At 64.4% G+C, this 16,885-nt stretch carries 14 protein-coding genes; 11 read left to right on the plus strand and 3 right to left on the minus strand.

What is annotated here, in order from left to right:
- Window positions 1-8: 8 nt before the first annotated feature.
- Both ACFOSU_RS19570 and ACFOSU_RS19575 read left to right on the plus strand, forming a co-directional pair.
- On the plus strand, window positions 9-779 hold the full coding sequence (locus tag ACFOSU_RS19570; RefSeq protein ID WP_380691657.1) for an SDR family oxidoreductase: 771 nt from the start codon (window positions 9-11) through the stop codon (window positions 777-779).
- 419 nt (window positions 780-1,198) lie between these two features.
- Window positions 1,199-1,594, plus strand: a complete 396-nt coding sequence (locus ACFOSU_RS19575) for a DUF2306 domain-containing protein (RefSeq protein WP_380691659.1) — start codon at window positions 1,199-1,201, stop codon at window positions 1,592-1,594.
- A gap of 24 nt (window positions 1,595-1,618) precedes the next feature.
- Here the strand turns inward: ACFOSU_RS19575 and ACFOSU_RS19580 are convergent, their stop codons facing one another.
- Window positions 1,619-3,613 (minus strand): acetoacetate--CoA ligase, encoded by a 1,995-nt coding sequence (locus ACFOSU_RS19580; RefSeq protein WP_380691660.1) that lies wholly within the window; start codon window positions 3,611-3,613, stop codon window positions 1,619-1,621.
- Window positions 3,614-3,795: 182 nt separating this feature from the next.
- On the opposite strand from ACFOSU_RS19580, the gene ACFOSU_RS19585 reads away from it, so the two are divergent.
- The 7 genes from ACFOSU_RS19585 to ACFOSU_RS19615 all read left to right on the plus strand — a co-directional run bounded on the left by ACFOSU_RS19585 (window position 3,796) and on the right by ACFOSU_RS19615 (window position 11,516).
- A complete protein-coding gene (locus ACFOSU_RS19585; protein ID WP_380691661.1) occupies window positions 3,796-5,010 on the plus strand; it encodes an MFS transporter in 1,215 nt (404 codons plus the stop codon).
- 103 nt (window positions 5,011-5,113) lie between these two features.
- Window positions 5,114-6,532, plus strand: a complete 1,419-nt coding sequence (locus ACFOSU_RS19590) for a dynamin family protein (RefSeq protein WP_380691663.1) — start codon at window positions 5,114-5,116, stop codon at window positions 6,530-6,532.
- A 453-nt stretch (window positions 6,533-6,985) separates the two neighbouring features.
- Window positions 6,986-8,152, plus strand: a complete 1,167-nt coding sequence (solA, locus tag ACFOSU_RS19595; RefSeq protein WP_380691664.1) for an N-methyl-L-tryptophan oxidase — start codon at window positions 6,986-6,988, stop codon at window positions 8,150-8,152.
- A 112-nt stretch (window positions 8,153-8,264) separates the two neighbouring features.
- Window positions 8,265-9,071: a transporter substrate-binding domain-containing protein gene (locus ACFOSU_RS19600; protein ID WP_380691665.1), complete on the plus strand. Its 807-nt coding sequence runs from the start codon at window positions 8,265-8,267 to the stop codon at window positions 9,069-9,071.
- An 81-nt stretch (window positions 9,072-9,152) separates the two neighbouring features.
- On the plus strand, window positions 9,153-9,899 hold the full coding sequence (locus tag ACFOSU_RS19605) for an amino acid ABC transporter permease (protein WP_380691666.1): 747 nt from the start codon (window positions 9,153-9,155) through the stop codon (window positions 9,897-9,899).
- Entirely contained in the window at window positions 9,896-10,753 is an 858-nt protein-coding gene (locus ACFOSU_RS19610; RefSeq protein ID WP_380691667.1) for an amino acid ABC transporter permease, read from the plus strand. The genes ACFOSU_RS19605 and ACFOSU_RS19610 overlap by 4 nt, the downstream gene beginning before the upstream one ends.
- Entirely contained in the window at window positions 10,746-11,516 is a 771-nt protein-coding gene (locus ACFOSU_RS19615; protein WP_380691668.1) for an amino acid ABC transporter ATP-binding protein, read from the plus strand. The genes ACFOSU_RS19610 and ACFOSU_RS19615 overlap by 8 nt, the downstream gene beginning before the upstream one ends.
- Window positions 11,517-11,616: 100 nt before the next feature.
- Here the strand turns inward: ACFOSU_RS19615 and ACFOSU_RS19620 are convergent, their stop codons facing one another.
- Window positions 11,617-12,375: a class II aldolase/adducin family protein gene (locus ACFOSU_RS19620; RefSeq protein ID WP_380691669.1), complete on the minus strand. Its 759-nt coding sequence runs from the start codon at window positions 12,373-12,375 to the stop codon at window positions 11,617-11,619.
- A gap of 108 nt (window positions 12,376-12,483) precedes the next feature.
- Window positions 12,484-13,956 (minus strand): hypothetical protein, encoded by a 1,473-nt coding sequence (locus ACFOSU_RS19625; protein ID WP_380691670.1) that lies wholly within the window; start codon window positions 13,954-13,956, stop codon window positions 12,484-12,486.
- Between the two features lie 405 nt (window positions 13,957-14,361).
- Between ACFOSU_RS19625 and ACFOSU_RS19630 the strand changes: the two genes are divergently transcribed.
- The gene (locus tag ACFOSU_RS19630) at window positions 14,362-15,567 is read left to right on the plus strand and encodes a 3-oxoadipyl-CoA thiolase (RefSeq protein ID WP_380691671.1); all 1,206 of its coding nucleotides are present in this window, start codon (window positions 14,362-14,364) and stop codon (window positions 15,565-15,567) included.
- Complete coding sequence (locus ACFOSU_RS19635) at window positions 15,564-16,730, plus strand: acyl-CoA dehydrogenase (RefSeq protein ID WP_380691672.1); 1,167 nt, start codon at window positions 15,564-15,566, stop codon at window positions 16,728-16,730. Before ACFOSU_RS19630 ends, ACFOSU_RS19635 begins: the two co-directional genes overlap by 4 nt.
- Window positions 16,731-16,885 lie beyond the last annotated feature (155 nt).

Below are 16,885 nucleotides of genomic sequence, written 5' to 3' on the forward strand. Positions count from 1 at the left end.
AAATACCGATGGAATTGAAAGACAAGATAGTCGTCATTACCGGTGCCGGCAGCGGTATCGGCCGTGCCCTGGCGCATCGTTTTCACGCCGAGGGCGCGCGCAAGCTGGTGCTGGCGGATATCAATGGCGATAACGTGGAAAAAGTCGCCGCCGAAGTCGACGGCATCGCCAAAACCGTCGATGTATCGCGCGAAGCCGAGATCGTGACACTGGTCGAGACCACCGAGGCCGACATCGGCCCGATCGATCTGTTCTGCTCCAACGCCGGCATCTCCGGCGCCTGTGACCTGAGCAGGCCCAGCGAAGACTGGCAGCGGGTGTGGGAGATCAACGTCATGTCGCATGTGCACGCCGCGCGCGCACTGGTGCCGCGCATGGTGGCGCGAGGCGGCGGCTATCTGCTCAATACCGCGTCTGCGGCGGGGCTGCTCAACCAGATCGGGTCGGCCTACTACGGGGTGACCAAGCATGCCTCGATCGGCTTCGGCGAGTGGGTCGCGCTCAGCCATGCCCACGAAGGCATCAAGGTATCCATGCTCTGCCCGCAGGCCGTGCGTACGGCGATGACCGACAATACCGGCAGCGGCACCGCCGCGGCCAGTGTCGATGGCATGATGGAGCCGGAAGAACTGGCCGACGTCGTTGTGGAAGGGCTGCGCGAGGAAACGTTTCTGATCCTGCCGCATCCGCAGGTGCTGGAATACATGCGCCGCAAGACCTCGGACTACGATCGCTGGATCGGCGGCATGAACCGGCTGCATCAGAAGATCACCGGCTGAACCGTGCTTGCGGACCGGTGCGCGGCGGGGCCAAAACCCTGCCGTGTGTTGCCCTCGATCACCGCCGGTTGGTCGTATTGGCCAACCCCAGACGCTGCGCCAGGGCGTGTTGCTGCTTGGCGCGGCGCCGCGTTGCACCCCAAAATCGGGCCAGACAAGGCGCGGGGTGCCGACCCTAGTCATCCTAGGGTCAAACCGCGCAACGCCGTATGGTCCGATTTTGGGCCGCAACCCTTCGGGACAGCGTCCATTTTCCTGCAATACGGCGTTGCAGCACGCTCATGTAGCTCGGCTACACGACGCGCACTGCGCCTTGTCTTGCAGAGCTCGAATATATTCGGGCGGCCGCTGGCGCGGCGTCGGGCCAAACGGCAACACGCCCTCGTATCGATGCACAAGTCTCTCGTCGAGGAGATGTCTTGCTGCAACCGCTGCTTGCTGCGTCGTGGGTCATTCAGCTGCATCTGTTGGCCGCCGTGCTGGCCCTGGGGCTGGGTCTTGCGCAGTTTTCGCTCGAACGCGGCAGTCCCTTGCACCGGCGCAGCGGCTGGCTCTGGGTCGGGCTGATGACGATCACCGCCGGCTCGTCACTGTTCATTCACGAGATCCGGATGATCGGCATCTGGAGCCCGATTCATCTACTGTCGCTGTTCACGCTGGCGATGCTGGTGTTGGCCGTGCGAGCCGCGCGCCGCCACGACGTGCGCGTCCACCGCCGCACCATGATCTCGTTGTTCGTGTTTGCCCTGATCGGCGCCGGTGCCTTTGCGTTCATGCCGGGGCGGCTGCTCCATCAGGTCGCCTTCGGAAGTTAGCTTGCGGCTGGCTGCCGTTGGCGATCAGCGGTGCCGGACCGGTCGCTGTTCGGGCGTCGCCTGAGCCAGGCCGATGTAGTAGTCGAGGCTGCCTGGATTGCTCATGGCATCGCGGTTGACCACCTGTTCGGCCGGCATGCCGAGCAGCAGCTTCTTGACCGGCAGTTCCATCTTCTTGCCGGTGAGCGTGCGCGGGATTTCCGCCACCGCGATGATGTCGTTGGGTACGTGGCGGGGCGACAGGGTGGTGCGGATCGCGGCCTTGATGCGCTCGACCAGGTCGGCGTCGAGCGCGGCGTTCTCGCGCATGACCACGAACAGCGGCATCCAGGATTCGCGGCCCAGGTATTCGAGATCCACCACGAGGCTGTCGAGGATGTCGTCGAAGTCCTCGACCACGGCATAGATCTCGCTGGTGCCCATGCGTACGCCGTGGCGGTTGATGGTGGTATCCGAGCGGCCGTAGATCACCGCGCCGCCTCTGGGGGTGATACGAATCCAGTCGCCGTGGCGCCAAAGGCCCGGGTAGGTATCGAAATAGCTGTCGTGCAGACGCGCGCCGTTTTCGTCGTTCCAGAAATACAGCGGCATCGACGGCATCGGCTCCGTGACCACCAGTTCGCCGACCGCGTCGTCGAGCCGGTTGCCGCTCTCGTCCAGGGCGTAGGCGGCAATGCCGAGCCCGCGCGACTGCATCTCGCCGGCGACCACGGGCATGATCGGGCAGGCGCCGACGAAGGCCGCGGCGATATCCGTACCGCCGCTGATCGCGGCGATCTGTACATCCGAGCCCAGCTGTTCACTGAGCCAGACATAAACATCCTCGGGCAGCGGCGAGCCGGTCGAACCCACGCTGCGCAGCCGGTTGACGTCGGCCATACGCGCCGGCTCGAGACCGGCCTTGCGGCAGCCGCTGAAGTAGGCCGCGCCGGCGCCGAAGAAGGTCATCTTCGTTTCCTCGGCAAAGCGCCAGAGGGTGCCCAGGTCGGGATGGCCGGGGTTGCCGTCGTAGACACAGATGGTCGCGCCCACCAGCAGGCCGCCGATCTGCGAGTTCCACATGATCCAGCCGGTTGTGGTGAACCACATGAAGCGATCCTCGGGGCCCAGGTCCAGATGCAGGCCGTGGCCCTTGAGACTTTCCAGCAGGGCACCGCCGTGGCCGTGCACGATCGGCTTGGGCATGCCGGTGGTGCCGGAGGAGTAGACGATCCAGAGCGGATGATCGAAGGGCAGCTGGGCGAACTCGATTTCGGGATCGGCGTCCACCAGCGTGGCCCAGTCGCGGCTGCCGGGCAGGCTCGCATTGCCGTCGAGATAGGGCAGCAGCACGACGTGCTCGAGGGTAGGCAGGGCGTCCCGCAGGCCGCGCACCACGTCCATGCGGTCGAAGTCGCGCCCGCCGTAGCGATAGCCGTCGACCGTGATCATCACCTTCGGATCGATCTGGTGGAAGCGATCGAGCACGCTGCGCGTGCCCATATCGGGCGAACAGCTCGACCAGATCGCGCCGACGCTGGCGCAGGCATAGAAGGCAACCACGGTTTCCGCCACGTTGGGTAGATAGGCGACCACGCGGTCGCCGGGCGTCACCCCCATCGCGCGCAGCGCCGCCGCACAGGAGGCGACCTGGCGGCGGAATTCGTTCCAGGACAGCGTCTCCAGGCCGCGCACTTCCGAGCGCGAGAGGATGGCGGGGCGCTCGCCGGCCTCGCCGTGATGGAAACGAAACGCCTGCTGGGCGAGGTTCAGGCGCGCGCCCTCGAACCAGCGCGCGCCGGGCATGGTATGCCGGTCCAGCACCCGCGCGTAGCCGGCGGAATGCGGCACGTCGAAGTAGTCCCAGATCGAGGCCCAGAAGGCCTCGAGGTTGTCGACCGACCACTGCCAGAGGGTGGCGAAATCGTCGAAGCGGCGCCCCTCGCGTTCGGCTAGCCACTGCATGTAGTCGTACATGCGGCTGCGCTCGATGCGCGCTTGATCAGGCTGCCAGACGATGTTGAGCGGCTCGGTCGCCATCGGTTTTTCCTCGCGGTCGTTGTTTTTCGAGTTGTTTCATGGAGCTCGACGGAGCAGGTCCATATTTGCGTATGATCGACCATGCAACAAGTAAAACAATATTCCACTTTATGAGGAGGGGACGTGCCGGCGATGCATGACAGCGGTCGTACTCAAGGTAGGGGCCCCGGCGCATGACCCGCATGAAACGATCGTCGGTGCTGATGATCGCCAGTGGCATGCTGGTCACCCTGGTGACCGTAGCGCTGGCGCGGCTGTCGTTCGGGCTGATCCTGCCGCCGATGCGCCAGGCGCTGGATCTGAGCTACGAGCAGGCCGGGCGCCTCGGCACCGCGACCGCGCTCGGCTATCTCGCGCTGGTCATGGTCGCCGGCGCGCTGGCGGCCAGCCGCGGCGGGCGGCTGTCTATCCTCATCGGCCTGGGTCTGGCCACCGGCGGTTTCACCGGCCTGAGTCTGGCCACCGACTACCGATTGATTCTGGTGCTGATGACGGTGCTGGGCTTTGCCACCGCGTTTGCCTACACCCCGCTGATCTCGTTGTTCGCGACCTGGTTTCCACAGCGTCGGGGGCTGGTCATCGGCCTGCTCAACAGTGGCGTGGGCACCGGCATGATGACCGCCGGCTGGGTGGTGCCGTACCTGACCCAGACCTATCCGGACAGCGGCTGGCGTATCTCCTGGGCGTTGTTCGCGGTGATGGGCGGGCTCGCCACGACCGCGGGCGTGCTGTTTCTGCGTAATCCGCCGCGGCCGCACAGCGCACAGGCGGGCTCGATGCCGAGCGTCGACCGGACGCGCGTGTTCCGCAATCCCTATGTGGTCACGGTGGGGCTGATCTACGGCATCATCGGCATGACCTATATCGTGCAGGCGATCTTCATGTACAGCTTCGCCCTGGACGCGGGCGTGCCCGCGCTCACCGCCGGGCGGCTGGCCGCGGTCATGGGCATGCTGGGCATCGTCTTCGGGCCGGTATGGGGCACGATCTCGGATCGGCTGGGGCGCGCCAACAGCCTCATGCTCGCGGTATCGCTGGCCTTCGTGAGCACGCTCATTCCGGTAGTCGCGCCCACGCTGACCAGCTTCGCGGCCCACTATCTGATCCTCGGCGTCTGCGTGACCGGCATGTTCACGTCGTCGCTGGCGGCGTCGACCGAGCGGGTGGCGCCACACGAAGCACCGCTGGCGGTCAGCTTCGTGACCCTGTTCTTCGCCGGCGGTCAGCTGCTGGGCCCGGCCGGTGCCGGTGCCCTGATCGGCAGTACCGGCGAATTTCGAATGACTTTCGGAATCAGCGCATCGCTGCTGCTGGTGGGCATGCTGCTGTGCATCCGCCTGATCCGGCTCAAGGCCGCTGCCCCGGCCATGCCCGGCCGGGATCTGCGCGCGGGCTGAGCCGATCGGCGCTGCGTCGTCGGCACGATCGATCGCGTAGGATGTCAGACCTTCAATCGAGGCCCTGCCGCCGCCGGCGGCGACAGATTTTTCGGGGATATCCATGCCGTCGTCTTCTTCTGCATCGAGCCGTACCGACTCGCTCGAAGCCCATCTCAAACGCGAGAATCCGCTCCTGCTGGAACCGCTCGCCGAGTTTCGGCGCCTCGACGCCATCGCGCGCCGCATGGGCCTGCTCTCGGGCGGCGACAGTTTCACCCGGCGCGTGCCCTGGTGGCCGGTGGTGTCGTTGCTGGGCACGTTCTCGGCGGGCAAGTCGAGTTTCATCAACAGCTATCTGGATACCGATCTGCAGCGCACCGGCAACCAGGCGGTGGACGATCGTTTTTCGGTGATCTGTTACGGCGACGATCCCGAGCCGCGCACGTTGCCGGGGTCGGCGCTCGATGCGGATCTGCGGTTTCCGTTCTATCGCATCAGCGGTGATATCGACGATGTGGCCGCAGGCGAAGGTCAGCGCATCAACAATTATCTGCAGTTGCGCACCTGTCATTCCGAGAATGTGCGCGGCAAGATTCTGCTCGACTCGCCCGGCTTCGATGCCGACAGCCAGCGCTCCGCCACGCTGCGCATCACCGATCGCATCATCGACCTGTCGGATCTGGTGCTGGTGTTCTTCGATGCGCGTCATCCCGAGCCGGGGGCGATGCGCGATACGCTCGAGCATCTGGTCGCCAAGACCATCCAGCGTGATGACGCGAGCAAGTTCGTTTTTGTTCTCAATCAGATGGACGCCACCGCGCGCGAGGACAACCCCGAGGACATCGTCGCCGCGTGGCAGCGCGCGCTGGCCTCGAGCGGGCTGACGGCCGGGCGCTTTCTGCGTATCTACGACGAGAAATCCGCCGCGCCGATCGAAGACGAGGCCCTCGCAAAGCGCTTCAAGGCCAAGAAGGACGAGGATCTGGCCGAGATCCATCGGCGCATGAAAGGCGTGGAAGTGGACCGCGCCTACCGCGTGGTCGAACTGATGACCAGCGCGGCCGATACGCTGGCCGGCGACGAGGGCGTGGGCCGGCTGCGCGCGCTGCTCGGGCGCTGGCGCGGGCGCACGCTGATCTACGACGGTCTCGTCCTGATTCCGGTGCTGCTGGCCTGTGCGGCGGCTTTCTTCTGGGCAGGGGCGGCGACGCGCGGCGTGCTTGCGACCCTGTTCAGCGGTACTTTGCCGGGCTGGCTGCTGCTGGCCGCGATCCTGATCGCGGCCGGGGTCGTGCACTGCGCATCGCGCCGCCTGGCGGCGGGTCAGTTGGGGCGCACGATCGGGCCCGCGTCGCAGCAGCCGTTCGATATGGATATCAGGCGTGCGTTCCGGGCCAACACGCGCTGGTGGCGCAGTATCTTCAGTACCCATCCGAAGGGCTGGAGCATGTTCGCGCGGCGCCGGGTCGCCAAGATCCGCAACAAGCAGGAAACCATCGTTCGGCGTCTCAACGACCGCTTCACGCAGCCGTCCGGCTAGTACATTTCTGCGCCGCCCCGATCGCTGCAGGCGATCGGGTTTGCCTGTTCGACGAACGAAGACCTCGCGGGCGGCGGCCGCCGTCGTCTGTCCGGGTATTTCTGGCGCTCGCCCACGCGAGGGGGGCGCCCGTGGCCGATCGTCGCCGTTTTTTCGCTCGGCCGCAGAGGCCTTGTTCGTTCTGTTTTCTTACCTTGAGTGGCGTGCTGCGCAGGCCGCGGATCGCGTGTCGCCGACTTCGAAGCGGACGGCCGAGAGTCTTGTGGTGGGTACGGATCGATGCCGGGGCAGTGGGCGCCACGCCGGTCGTAGGCCGAACAATGCCGGCGAGTGGTGGGCGTGGCGCACGGGTGGCGCGATAAATGCATACGTCGCAGTCTCGAGAAACAGTGTCCACATCGAATGTCTGCCACATGACTGCTACGCCTATACCGTCCTCGACTCGGGATCTACATGTCGGATTTTGAAGTGGCGGTCGTCGGCCTCGGGGCGATGGGCAGCGCGGCGCTCTATCAGCTGGCCCGGCAGGGAATAGCGGCGGTCGGCATCGACCGCTTCGACCCGCCGCATGCACAAGGCTCCAGCCACGGCGATACACGCATCACCCGCCGGGCGATCGGCGAGGGCGCGGCCTATGTGCCGCTGGTCATGCGTTCGCACGAGATCTGGCGCGAACTGGAGCGACAAACCGGCGAAACACTGCTCACCGAGTGCGGCACGTTGATCATGGCGCCGGCCGACAAGCCCAATTCCCACCACGGCAAGCCAAATTTTCTGGGCCGCACGATCAAGACGGCCGAGATGTACGGCATCGAGCATGAACTGCTGAATGCCGCCGAAATCCAGGCACGCTTTCCGCATTACGGAAAGCTCAACGGGGACGAACTCGGTTATTTCGAGCCCGGCGGCGGCTATGTCTGTCCCGAACGCTGTATTGGCGCCCAACTTCGGCGTGCGCGCGAACTCGGTGCGACCACGTTGACCGATACCGAAGTCGTGTCCCTGCGCCAGGACGCCGGCGGGGTCCGCATCGAGACGGCGTCCGGCCCGGTGACCGCCGAGCGCGCCGTGGTCACGGCCGGCCCCTGGACTGCACCATTACTGGGCGCCCCTTTCGACCAGCTGCTGACCGTCAATCGGCAGGTGCTGCACTGGTTCGAACTGGACGATCCCGACCGGATCGGCGCCGACGCTCCGGTCGCCATCTGGATGCACGGGCCGGGCGACACCGACTACTTCTATTCCTTTCCGCCGCTGGCCGGCGAGAATTCGCTCAAGGCCGCGACCGAGCAGTACCACACCGCCACGACCGCCGATACGGTCGACCGGCAGGTGTCGGCGGCGGAATCGGCGGCCATGTATGCCGCCCATATCGAAGGCCGCATCGCGGGTGTGTCGCCGCGGGTGGTCAAGACCGCGGCCTGCGTATACACGGTATCGCCCGATCTCGGCTTCATCATCGATCGCCATCGCGACTTCAGCGACGTGCTGGTCGTGTCGGCGTGTTCGGGGCATGGCTTCAAGCATTCGGCGGGCATCGGCGAAGTGATCGCCGATACGATGAAACGGGGTACCAGCGATATCGATCTGGCCCCGTTCGCCCTCGGCCGGTTTGCCTGAGGTCGATGCGCATGGGTTATGGTCGACAAGACAAAGGTCAACGAACTACAGGCTGTGTAATCCGGGCGCTGGAAGGCGCAATGTATTCCAACAGGACACCAAGGAGTTCTCCATGAACAAGCGTCTTTTGCTCTCGTTGCTGGCCATCGTTCTGGCCGTGAGTTCGAGTCTTGCGACGGCGGCGTCTGTCGAGCAGATCAAGGATCGCGGCAAGATCGTCATCGGCGTCAAGACCGACTACAAGCCGTTCGGCTATCGCGATCCGACCGGCAAGATCGTGGGCATCGAGCCGGATCTGGCGGCCGATCTGGCCAAGCAGCTCGGCGTCGACCTGGAGCTGGTGTCGGTCGTTTCCGCCAACCGGATCGAATTTCTCCAGCAGGGCCGCGTCGACGCGCTGATGGCGACCATGTCGGACAAGCCGGCCCGCCGCGAAAGCGTGCAGGCGATCGAGCCGCTGTATTACTCGGATTCGGTCAACGTACTGGCCAACGACCGCGCCAAGCTCAAGAGCTGGGACGATCTCAAGGGCAAGCCCGTCTGTGCCACCTCCGGCGCCTTCTACAACCGCGAAGTCGCACAGAAATATGGCGCCCAGATCGTTGCCTTCGACGGCTCGGACCGGCCGCTGCTGGCGCTCAAGCAGGGCAAATGCGTGGGCTATGTCTACGACCAGACCTTCATTCAGGGTCGTCTGCTGGACAGCGAGTGGAAGAAGGGCTATTCCATGCCGTTCAAGGGCATTCTCGAGACGCCGTGGATGATGGCGGTCGCCAAAGGCAACGACAGCCTCCAGAAAGTGATGCAGGAGGCGACCAAGAAATGGATGGCCGACGGCACCATCATCGATCTGGAAAAGAAATACGGTATCCAGCCGACGGAATACTCCCAGAAGATGCACGAAAAGTACGCCAAGTAAGGCATCGACTTAGGGCAGGACGGGTGACGATGCACTGGTCGCGCGCTTTCGATCGTCCACGGGCGTGCTGACGGAGCGCCCATGGATATGATCGCGCACTGGTTTCTGGAGCTCAAAGCGGCCACCGGCCTTGATTTCACGGTCTTCTACGATGCCTATGACCGTGGCAATTTCTTCCATGGCCTGCTGATTACGGTCTATCTGGCGGTGGTGACGATACTGCTGAGTATCGTCATCGGCGCGGTCGGGGCCTGGCTGCAGTCCTCGCCATCGCGGATCGCCAGGAGTATTGCGAACACGTTCGTGTCGATCTTTCGCAACACGCCGCCGCTGGTACAGATCTTCTTCTTCTACTTCGGTATCGGCAGCCTGCTGCCGACGTCCTACAATGACATCGGCCTGCAGCAGCCGCTGCTTTCCAATTTCCAGTGGGCGGTCATTTCCCTGTCGCTGTTCGCCGGTGCCTTCAACGTGGAGATATTCCGGGCCGGCATCGAAGCCGTGCCCCGAACCACGCTCGAGGCGGCGGAGGCGCTGGGCTATACCCGCACGAAAAGCTATCTGTATGTGGTCCTGCCGCTGGCGCTGCGGATATGCCTGCCGTCGCTGACCAACAATCTGGTCAACCTGCTCAAGACCACCACGCTCGCCTACGCGATCGCGGTGCCGGAAATGCTCTACTCGGTGAAGCAGATCTGGACCATGTCCCAGAACGTGCCGGAGATGATGTGTCTGTTGCTGTTCATGTATGTGTCGCTGGTCGGCATTCTCGTCTGGATCATGCATCTATGGCAGCGGGCGATAAAGATCCCCGGTTACGGCAAATGAGCAGGGAAAAAGACAGCCCCGACGGCCGGCTGGCGGTGTTGCTCGAGCCGAAGCCTTCGGCCGTGAAGCCGCGGATCCGCGTCACGCCGGGCGCTATTCTCGCCGCCTGCGCGGTCGTGGTGCTGGCGGTCGGGGTGGCGAGTCTCGCCTATGCACAGAGCGGTGCACCGTCACGCGCCAGTGCGCTGGCGGTCGTGATCAAATGGAGTCCGCTGCTGCTCAAGGGCTTTGCCTTCAATATCCTGATCTCGCTGCTGGCGATGACCCTGGGCACCGTGCTCGGCGCCATCCTCGGCCTGTTCCTGCTCAGCGACAGTGCCCTGATCCGGCGACCGGCCTGGTGCGTGATGCAGTTCTTTCGCAACTCGCCCTGGCTGGTTCTGCTGTTCTTCGTGATGTTTCTGGTGCCGTATCAGATCGAGGTGGCCGGGGTGCTTGTTCCGCTGCCGGCCTGGATCAAGGCGGTGGTCGGTTTTTCGCTGCCGGTGATGGCCAACGTCGCCGAGATCGTGCGCGGTGCGGTTCAGTCGCTGCCGGCCACCCAGTGGGAGGCGGCCGAATCGCTGGCCTTCAATCGTCGCCAGACGCTGTGGATGATCATCCTGCCCCAGTGTCTGCGGCGGATGCTGCCGCCGTGGATGAACATGTATTCGCTGATCACCATGGCGACGGTGATTGCATCGATCGTCGGCGTGCCCGAAATGCTGACCCTGACCGCCGACGTGCACGCCGCCGAGGGCGGGCGTCCCGATCTGTTCGCGCCCCTGTACGGGTTCGCGCTGATCTGTTTTTTCCTCTACTGCTATCCGATCGGCCGATTGACCGTCTATCTGGAGAGTCGACTGCATGTCTGACCCAAACGAGTCACGCGACAAGACGAGGGCCGCGGCGCCGATCGTCGAATTGATCGAGGTACACAAGTATTTCGATGCGCTGGAAGTGCTCAAGGGCATCAGCTTTTCGATTCACAAGGGCGAGGTGGCCTGCATCATCGGGCCGTCCGGTTCCGGCAAGTCGACGCTGATCCGGTGCATCAACGCCCTGATTCCGGTCACCTCGGGCACGATCCGGCTCGGCGGCATCGAAGTCAGCGACCCCAATGTCGACAAGCTCGCGCTGCGGCGCCGGGTGGGCATGGTCTTTCAGCAGTACAACCTGTTTCCGCACAAGACCGCGTTGCAGAACATCATGATGGCGCCCAGGCAGGTGCTGAAAGAGGACGCCGCCGAGGTCGAGGAACGCGCCCGCAGGCTGATCGACAAGGTCGGGCTGACCGGCAAGGAGGATGTCTATCCCGGTGAGCTGTCGGGCGGTCAGCAGCAACGTGTCGCCATCGCCCGATCGCTGGCGATGCGCCCGGATGTCATGCTCTTCGACGAAGTCACCGCGGCGCTGGATCCCGAAACCGTCCAGGAAGTGCTGTCCACCATCCGGGATCTGGCCCATGACGGCATGACCTGCATCCTGGTGACCCACGAAATGGGCTTCGCCCGCGAGGTCGCCGACCATATCTATTTCACCGATGCCGGGCTGATCGTCGAGCACGGCCCGCCGGAGACGTTCTTTTCCGCGCCCGAGGACGAACGTACCCGCAGGTTTCTGTCGCAGGTGCTTTAGGCTCGCATACGGCGTGGCGCGCACCGGCGCTTCTCGAGCCGAACCAAAAAAGCCCCGGTACGCTGACGCGTGCCGGGGCTTTTTCACGACCGACGCAGACTCAGGTCGCGTAATCGCTGCCCATGCGTTCGAGCTTGCGGATCAGCGCCGGCCAGGCCAGCTTGCTGCCCGCCCCGAGCATCTTGGACTGTTCGGCGGTGGTGTCGAGCGCGTCCTGCGAGGGCAGGTGGGGCTTGCCCATGCCCATCGTGCGTACCTGGATCTGGCAGGCCTTCATCAGGAAGTACATATAGGTGAAGGCTTCGCCCACGTCCTTGCCCACGGTGAGCGTGCCGTGGTTGCGCAGCATCATGATGTTCTTGTCGGCCAGATCCTTGACCAGCCGTTCGCGCTCGTCCAGATCCAGCGCCACGCCTTCGTAGTCATGGAAGGTGATATGCGGGATCGCGAGCATCGCGGTCTGGCTCAGCGGTAGCAGGCCGTCCGCGTGGGCACTCACGGCGACGCCGTCGGCCGCATGCAGATGCAGTACCGCACCGGCTTCCTCGCGGGCCATGTGCACCGCGCTGTGAATGGTGAAGCCGGCCGGATTGACCCGGTTGGTCGCACCGGCATCGACGATCTGGCCGTCTTCATCGACCTTGACCAGCGACGAGGCGGTGATCTCGTCGAACAGCAGGCCGTAGGGGTTGATCAGAAAATGATGTTCCGGTCCCGGCACGCGGGCCGACAGATGGGTGAAGACAAGATCGTCCCAGCCATAGAGATGGACCAGCCGATAGGCGGCGGCGAGATCCTTGCGGACCTCCCATTCGGCGTCGCTCATTTCGGATTTACGGGCAGTTGCGGTGACAGACATTGGCTCCTCCGGTCGATTGAAATCGGGTTTTGTTCAACGCTTCAAGCTAGACCGTATACGGTCTATCGTCAATTTGATTGTCATGCACTGAATGCATGCGCGCCACGGCTACCAGACGCGCCACTGACCGCTGAGCAGACCGCTCAGGACGAATACCCAGACGCATAGCGTGGCCACGCAGAGCAGGAAGAACAGCCCGTTCCAGCGCCAGGTGATGGTGTAGACGGAACGCCCGGTCAGCGCCGACAGGATGAGCATGACCGCGGTGAACGGCGACGACAGCATCGCCAGCGCCCAGGCGCTCATCAAGGCGACCGCGAGCACCACCGGATGCAGGCCGATGCTCGTGGGGTCGGGCAATACGCCGAGCAGCAGGGTGGCCGACACGATGGGATTCAGCCCCGCCTGGGCCAGCACCACCACGACCAGCATGGCGGCCACAGCCGCGGCGGGGCCATGCAGACCCGAGTGCAGCAGGATGGCGCTCAGCCGGTCGGCATCGATGAGCGGGGTGATCAGCGCGCCCAGAAAGCCGGACCCGCCGAGAACCGCGATCTCGACCCGGTTGGCGCCGAATATCAGCCGCGAATGACGGATGAACAGGGTGGCCGCGCGGCGCGCGCCGGTGCCGCCGCCGAGGCGCCGCCGCTGTAGCGCCAGCCATGTGAACGAACTCAACGGACAGGCGAGGAGCACCGCCACCGGCAACGTCAGATCGAGTAGGGCCGACACCGCGAACACCGACAGCGTGATCGCCCCGGCCAGGAGTATGAAATGGCCGAAGGAGGCCAGCGAGGCCGGTTCGGTTTCCGGCATGCTCAGGCCGCTGGGCGCAGGGCGTTGCAGCCAGTCGAAAAGCCAGCCGAGGCAGAACACGATCGCCGCGGTCGGAAGTGCCGCCGGAGCGAGATCGAGCCAGGTCAGATAGGTCATGTTGGACAGAATCACGGCCACCGTGATCGACAGCGGCGAGGCCAGCGGCACCAGGGCGAAACCGCGTAGCATCGCCAGCATCATCCGGCGCTCGCGCGTATCGCGGATATAGGCGTGGCCACCCGCCGCGCGCAGCGTGTTGCTGCGCTTGATCAGGGCCCCGAACAGGCTCAATACGCCGATATTGATGATCACACCGAGCATCCCGGTGCCCGCGGCCAATATCGGATAGCGCTGCGACGGGCGCTGCTTGATCAGTGCCTGTCCGGCCTGGCGGATCAGGCGCGAGTGCAGGGCCGCGACCCGCAGCATGCCCAGCGCCGACACGAAGGTGGCAAAGAAACAGAACCGATCCAGGGCATGACCGAGCAGTTCACCGGCATCGTCGTGTAGCAGCGCAATGGCCGCGGCCAGGATCAGGCCGACGAGTAAAAGCGATCGCGCGAGGGGGGTCTGCAGGCGCCACTGGCTGATCAGATAGGCCACCAGTGCCAGCCGTGCGGGCCATATGGCCGCGTCGATATGGCCGATGATATGCGCCAGCGTGGCGATCATGCACAGCGGCAGACTGTAATCGATGGCCCGGGTGCACAGACGGCGTGCCGGCGATGTCGCAGCGATCGAACTGTGGGCGATAGGCTGTGTCATGGCGCCGGGCGCGTGTTGCGTCGATTGCGCGCGGTTCGCGGCCGTTGCAAACGGCAAGACAGGGCCCGTGGCGGGCGAGTGGATCGACGCTGGCAGGATCCCGATGGCACGCGGCGTTCCTTTTTGTTTTTATCCACAAGACGTTGGCGGGGCATGGAAATGACGCTCGGGACGCCGGTTGCGTTGAGCACTGTCACCGCCTATTCTTTGCGCGTCAAGTTTTAAAACACAGTTTCGCTGTGCGGCACAAAACGTTTTTGCAACGTCCGTGGCCCGCATTAAAACAGCAATATCAGCGATCATTGCCGACGGTTGCCGGACGGGCTTGCGCCGCGCCCGCCGTCTCCCGGTCGGCGATTATGGCGTAAACGCGATTCCAGATCGACGATCTGTACTGGAGAACACATGCTCGACGCTTATATATACGACGGCCTGCGTACTGCGTTCGGCCGCCACGCGGGTGCGCTCGCGCCCGTGCGCCCGGACGACATGCTCGCCGCCGTCATCAAGGCCGTTGTGGCACGCAACGGCTTCGACACCGCCAAATATGAGGACGTGGTCGCCGGTTGTACCAATCAGGCGGGTGAAGACGCGCGCAATGTCGCCCGTCATGCGGCGCTGCTGGCGGGGCTGCCGGTTTCGGTGGCGGGGCAGACCGTCAATCGGCTGTGTGGCAGTGGTCTGGCCGCGATTCTGGATGCCGCGCGTGCGGTGTCGGCCGACGAGGGCGAGTTGATCATCGCCGGCGGCGTCGAATCCATGAGTCGCGCCCCCTTCGTCATGGCCAAGGCCGACAAGGCCTATTCGCGCAACATGTCGGTATTCGATTCCACCATCGGCGCGCGTTTTCCGAACCCGAAGATTCTCTCGGAATATGGGGCCGACGCCATGCCGGACACGGCCCAGAACGTGGCCGAGGAATTCGGGATCGATCGCGAAGCCGCGGACGCCTACGCGGCGCAGTCGCAGGCCCGCTACGAGGCCGCCCGTGCCGACGGCTTCTTCGGCGAAGAGATCATGCCGCTGGAAGTGCCGCAGGGTCGCAAGAAGCCATCGCTCGTGGTCGATGCCGACGAGCATCCGCGCCCGGAAAGCACTGCCGACAAGCTCGCCAAACTGCCGGCCATCGTCAAGGACGGCATCATTACCGCCGGCAACGCCTCGGGCGTGAACGACGGCGCCGGTGCGCTGATCATCGGCTCGAGAAAAGCCGGCGAAGCCGCCGGTATCGCGCCGCGTGCGCGTATCATCGCCGGTGGTGTGATGGGTGTGCCGCCGCGCGTGATGGGTCTGGGCCCGGTCGGTGCCTGCCGCAAGGTGCTCGACCGCGCCGGGCTCACGCTCGACGACATGGACGTCATCGAAATCAACGAGGCGTTCGCCGCGCAGGTACTGGGCTGCTGTCACGAACTGGGCCTGAAAGGCGACGACGAACGTCTCAATCCGAACGGCGGCGCGATCGCCGTCGGCCATCCGCTGGGCGCCTCCGGTGCGCGTCTGGCGCTGACCGGCCTGCGTCAGCTGGAACGTACCAACGGACGCTATGCCCTGATCAGCCTGTGTATCGGCATCGGGCAGGGCGTGGCCATGCTTATCGAGAGGAACTCATGAAAGATTTCAACTGGTCGGATGCGCTGAATCTGGACGCGCAGCTCACCGAAGACGAACGCATGATCCGCGACGCGGGTCACGACTACTGCCAGAACAGCCTGATGCCGCGCGTGCTCGAGGCCAATCGCCACGAAATCTTCCATCGCGAGATCATGACCGAGATGGGCGAGCTGGGCATGCTCGGCGCCACCATTCCGGAAGAGTACGGCGGTGCCGGCCTGAACCATGTCTGCTACGGCCTGCTGGCGCGCGAAGTCGAGCACGTGGACTCGGGCTATCGCTCGGCAATGAGCGTGCAGTCGTCGCTGGTGATGTTCCCGATCTATACCTTCGGCAGCGAAGCAGTGCGCAAGAAGTATCTGCCCAAGCTGGCCACCGGCGAGTGGGTCGGCTGCTTCGGCCTGACCGAGCCCGATCACGGCTCGGATCCGGGCTCGATGAGCACCAAGGCCAAGAAGGTCGACGGCGGTTATCTGCTGTCGGGCGCCAAGAACTGGATCACCAATTCGCCGATCGCCGATGTGGCGGTCGTCTGGGCCAATCTCGACGGCAAGATCAACGGCTTCGTGGTCGAGCGCGATTTCGGTGGCATGGAAACGCCCAAGCTCGAAGGCAAGTTCTCGCTGCGCGCTTCGGCGACCGGCCAGATCATGCTCGACGACTGCTTCGTCCCCGAAGAGAACCGGCTCGACGTGGAAGGCCTCAAGGGGCCGTTCTCCTGTCTGAACAAGGCTCGTTACGGCATCTCCTGGGGGGCGATGGGCGCGGCGGAGTTCTGCTGGCACGCCGCGCGCCAGTACACGCTGGATCGCAAGCAGTTCGGCCGTCCGCTGGCCGCCACCCAGCTGATCCAGAAGAAGCTCGCCGACATGCAGACCGAAATCACGTTGGGTCTGCAGGGCTCACTGCGCCTGGGCCGGCTCATGGACGAAGGCAACTGGGCGCCGGAGATGGTGTCGCTGATGAAGCGCAACAACTGTGGCAAGGCGATCGAGATCGCTCGTCATGCGCGCGACATGCACGGCGGCAACGGTATCTCCGACGAATACCACGTCATCCGCCACGTGATGAATCTGGAAGCGGTGAACACCTACGAAGGTACCCACGATGTGCATGCGCTGATTCTCGGCCGTGCCCAGACTGGGATCCAGGCCTTCGGCTGATCCGAGCCGCCGCAGCCCTGGCCGAAAGCCCGTACGACGTCGTGCGGGCTTTTTTGTGGGTACCAACCGGCGTCGACGTCCGCGAGCGCGGCGATTCATCATCGGTTAAGCGGTGTCGCGGTTGAATACATGGCGTATTCAGTCAGGATTCGCGT

The sequence above is a fragment of the Salinisphaera aquimarina genome (assembly GCF_042643355.1).
GTDB lineage: Bacteria > Pseudomonadota > Gammaproteobacteria > Nevskiales > Salinisphaeraceae > Salinisphaera > Salinisphaera aquimarina.

Excerpts from the sequence above, each read along its gene's own strand:
- ACFOSU_RS19580 (WP_380691660.1), bottom strand. The coding sequence starts at position 3,613 with ATGGCGACCGAGCCGCTCAACATCGTCTGGCAGCCTGATCAAGCGCGC.
- ACFOSU_RS19590 (WP_380691663.1), top strand. The coding sequence starts at position 5,114 with ATGCCGTCGTCTTCTTCTGCATCGAGCCGTACCGACTCGCTCGAAGCC.
- ACFOSU_RS19620 (WP_380691669.1), bottom strand. The coding sequence starts at position 12,375 with ATGTCTGTCACCGCAACTGCCCGTAAATCCGAAATGAGCGACGCCGAA.
- ACFOSU_RS19630 (WP_380691671.1), top strand. The coding sequence starts at position 14,362 with ATGCTCGACGCTTATATATACGACGGCCTGCGTACTGCGTTCGGCCGC.
- ACFOSU_RS19615 (WP_380691668.1), top strand. The coding sequence starts at position 10,746 with ATGTCTGACCCAAACGAGTCACGCGACAAGACGAGGGCCGCGGCGCCG.
- ACFOSU_RS19585 (WP_380691661.1), top strand. The coding sequence starts at position 3,796 with ATGAAACGATCGTCGGTGCTGATGATCGCCAGTGGCATGCTGGTCACC.
- ACFOSU_RS19600 (WP_380691665.1), top strand. The coding sequence starts at position 8,265 with ATGAACAAGCGTCTTTTGCTCTCGTTGCTGGCCATCGTTCTGGCCGTG.
- solA (WP_380691664.1), top strand. The coding sequence starts at position 6,986 with ATGTCGGATTTTGAAGTGGCGGTCGTCGGCCTCGGGGCGATGGGCAGC.
- ACFOSU_RS19635 (WP_380691672.1), top strand. The coding sequence starts at position 15,564 with ATGAAAGATTTCAACTGGTCGGATGCGCTGAATCTGGACGCGCAGCTC.
- ACFOSU_RS19610 (WP_380691667.1), top strand. The coding sequence starts at position 9,896 with ATGAGCAGGGAAAAAGACAGCCCCGACGGCCGGCTGGCGGTGTTGCTC.
- ACFOSU_RS19625 (WP_380691670.1), bottom strand. The coding sequence starts at position 13,956 with ATGACACAGCCTATCGCCCACAGTTCGATCGCTGCGACATCGCCGGCA.
- ACFOSU_RS19605 (WP_380691666.1), top strand. The coding sequence starts at position 9,153 with ATGGATATGATCGCGCACTGGTTTCTGGAGCTCAAAGCGGCCACCGGC.
- ACFOSU_RS19570 (WP_380691657.1), top strand. The coding sequence starts at position 9 with ATGGAATTGAAAGACAAGATAGTCGTCATTACCGGTGCCGGCAGCGGT.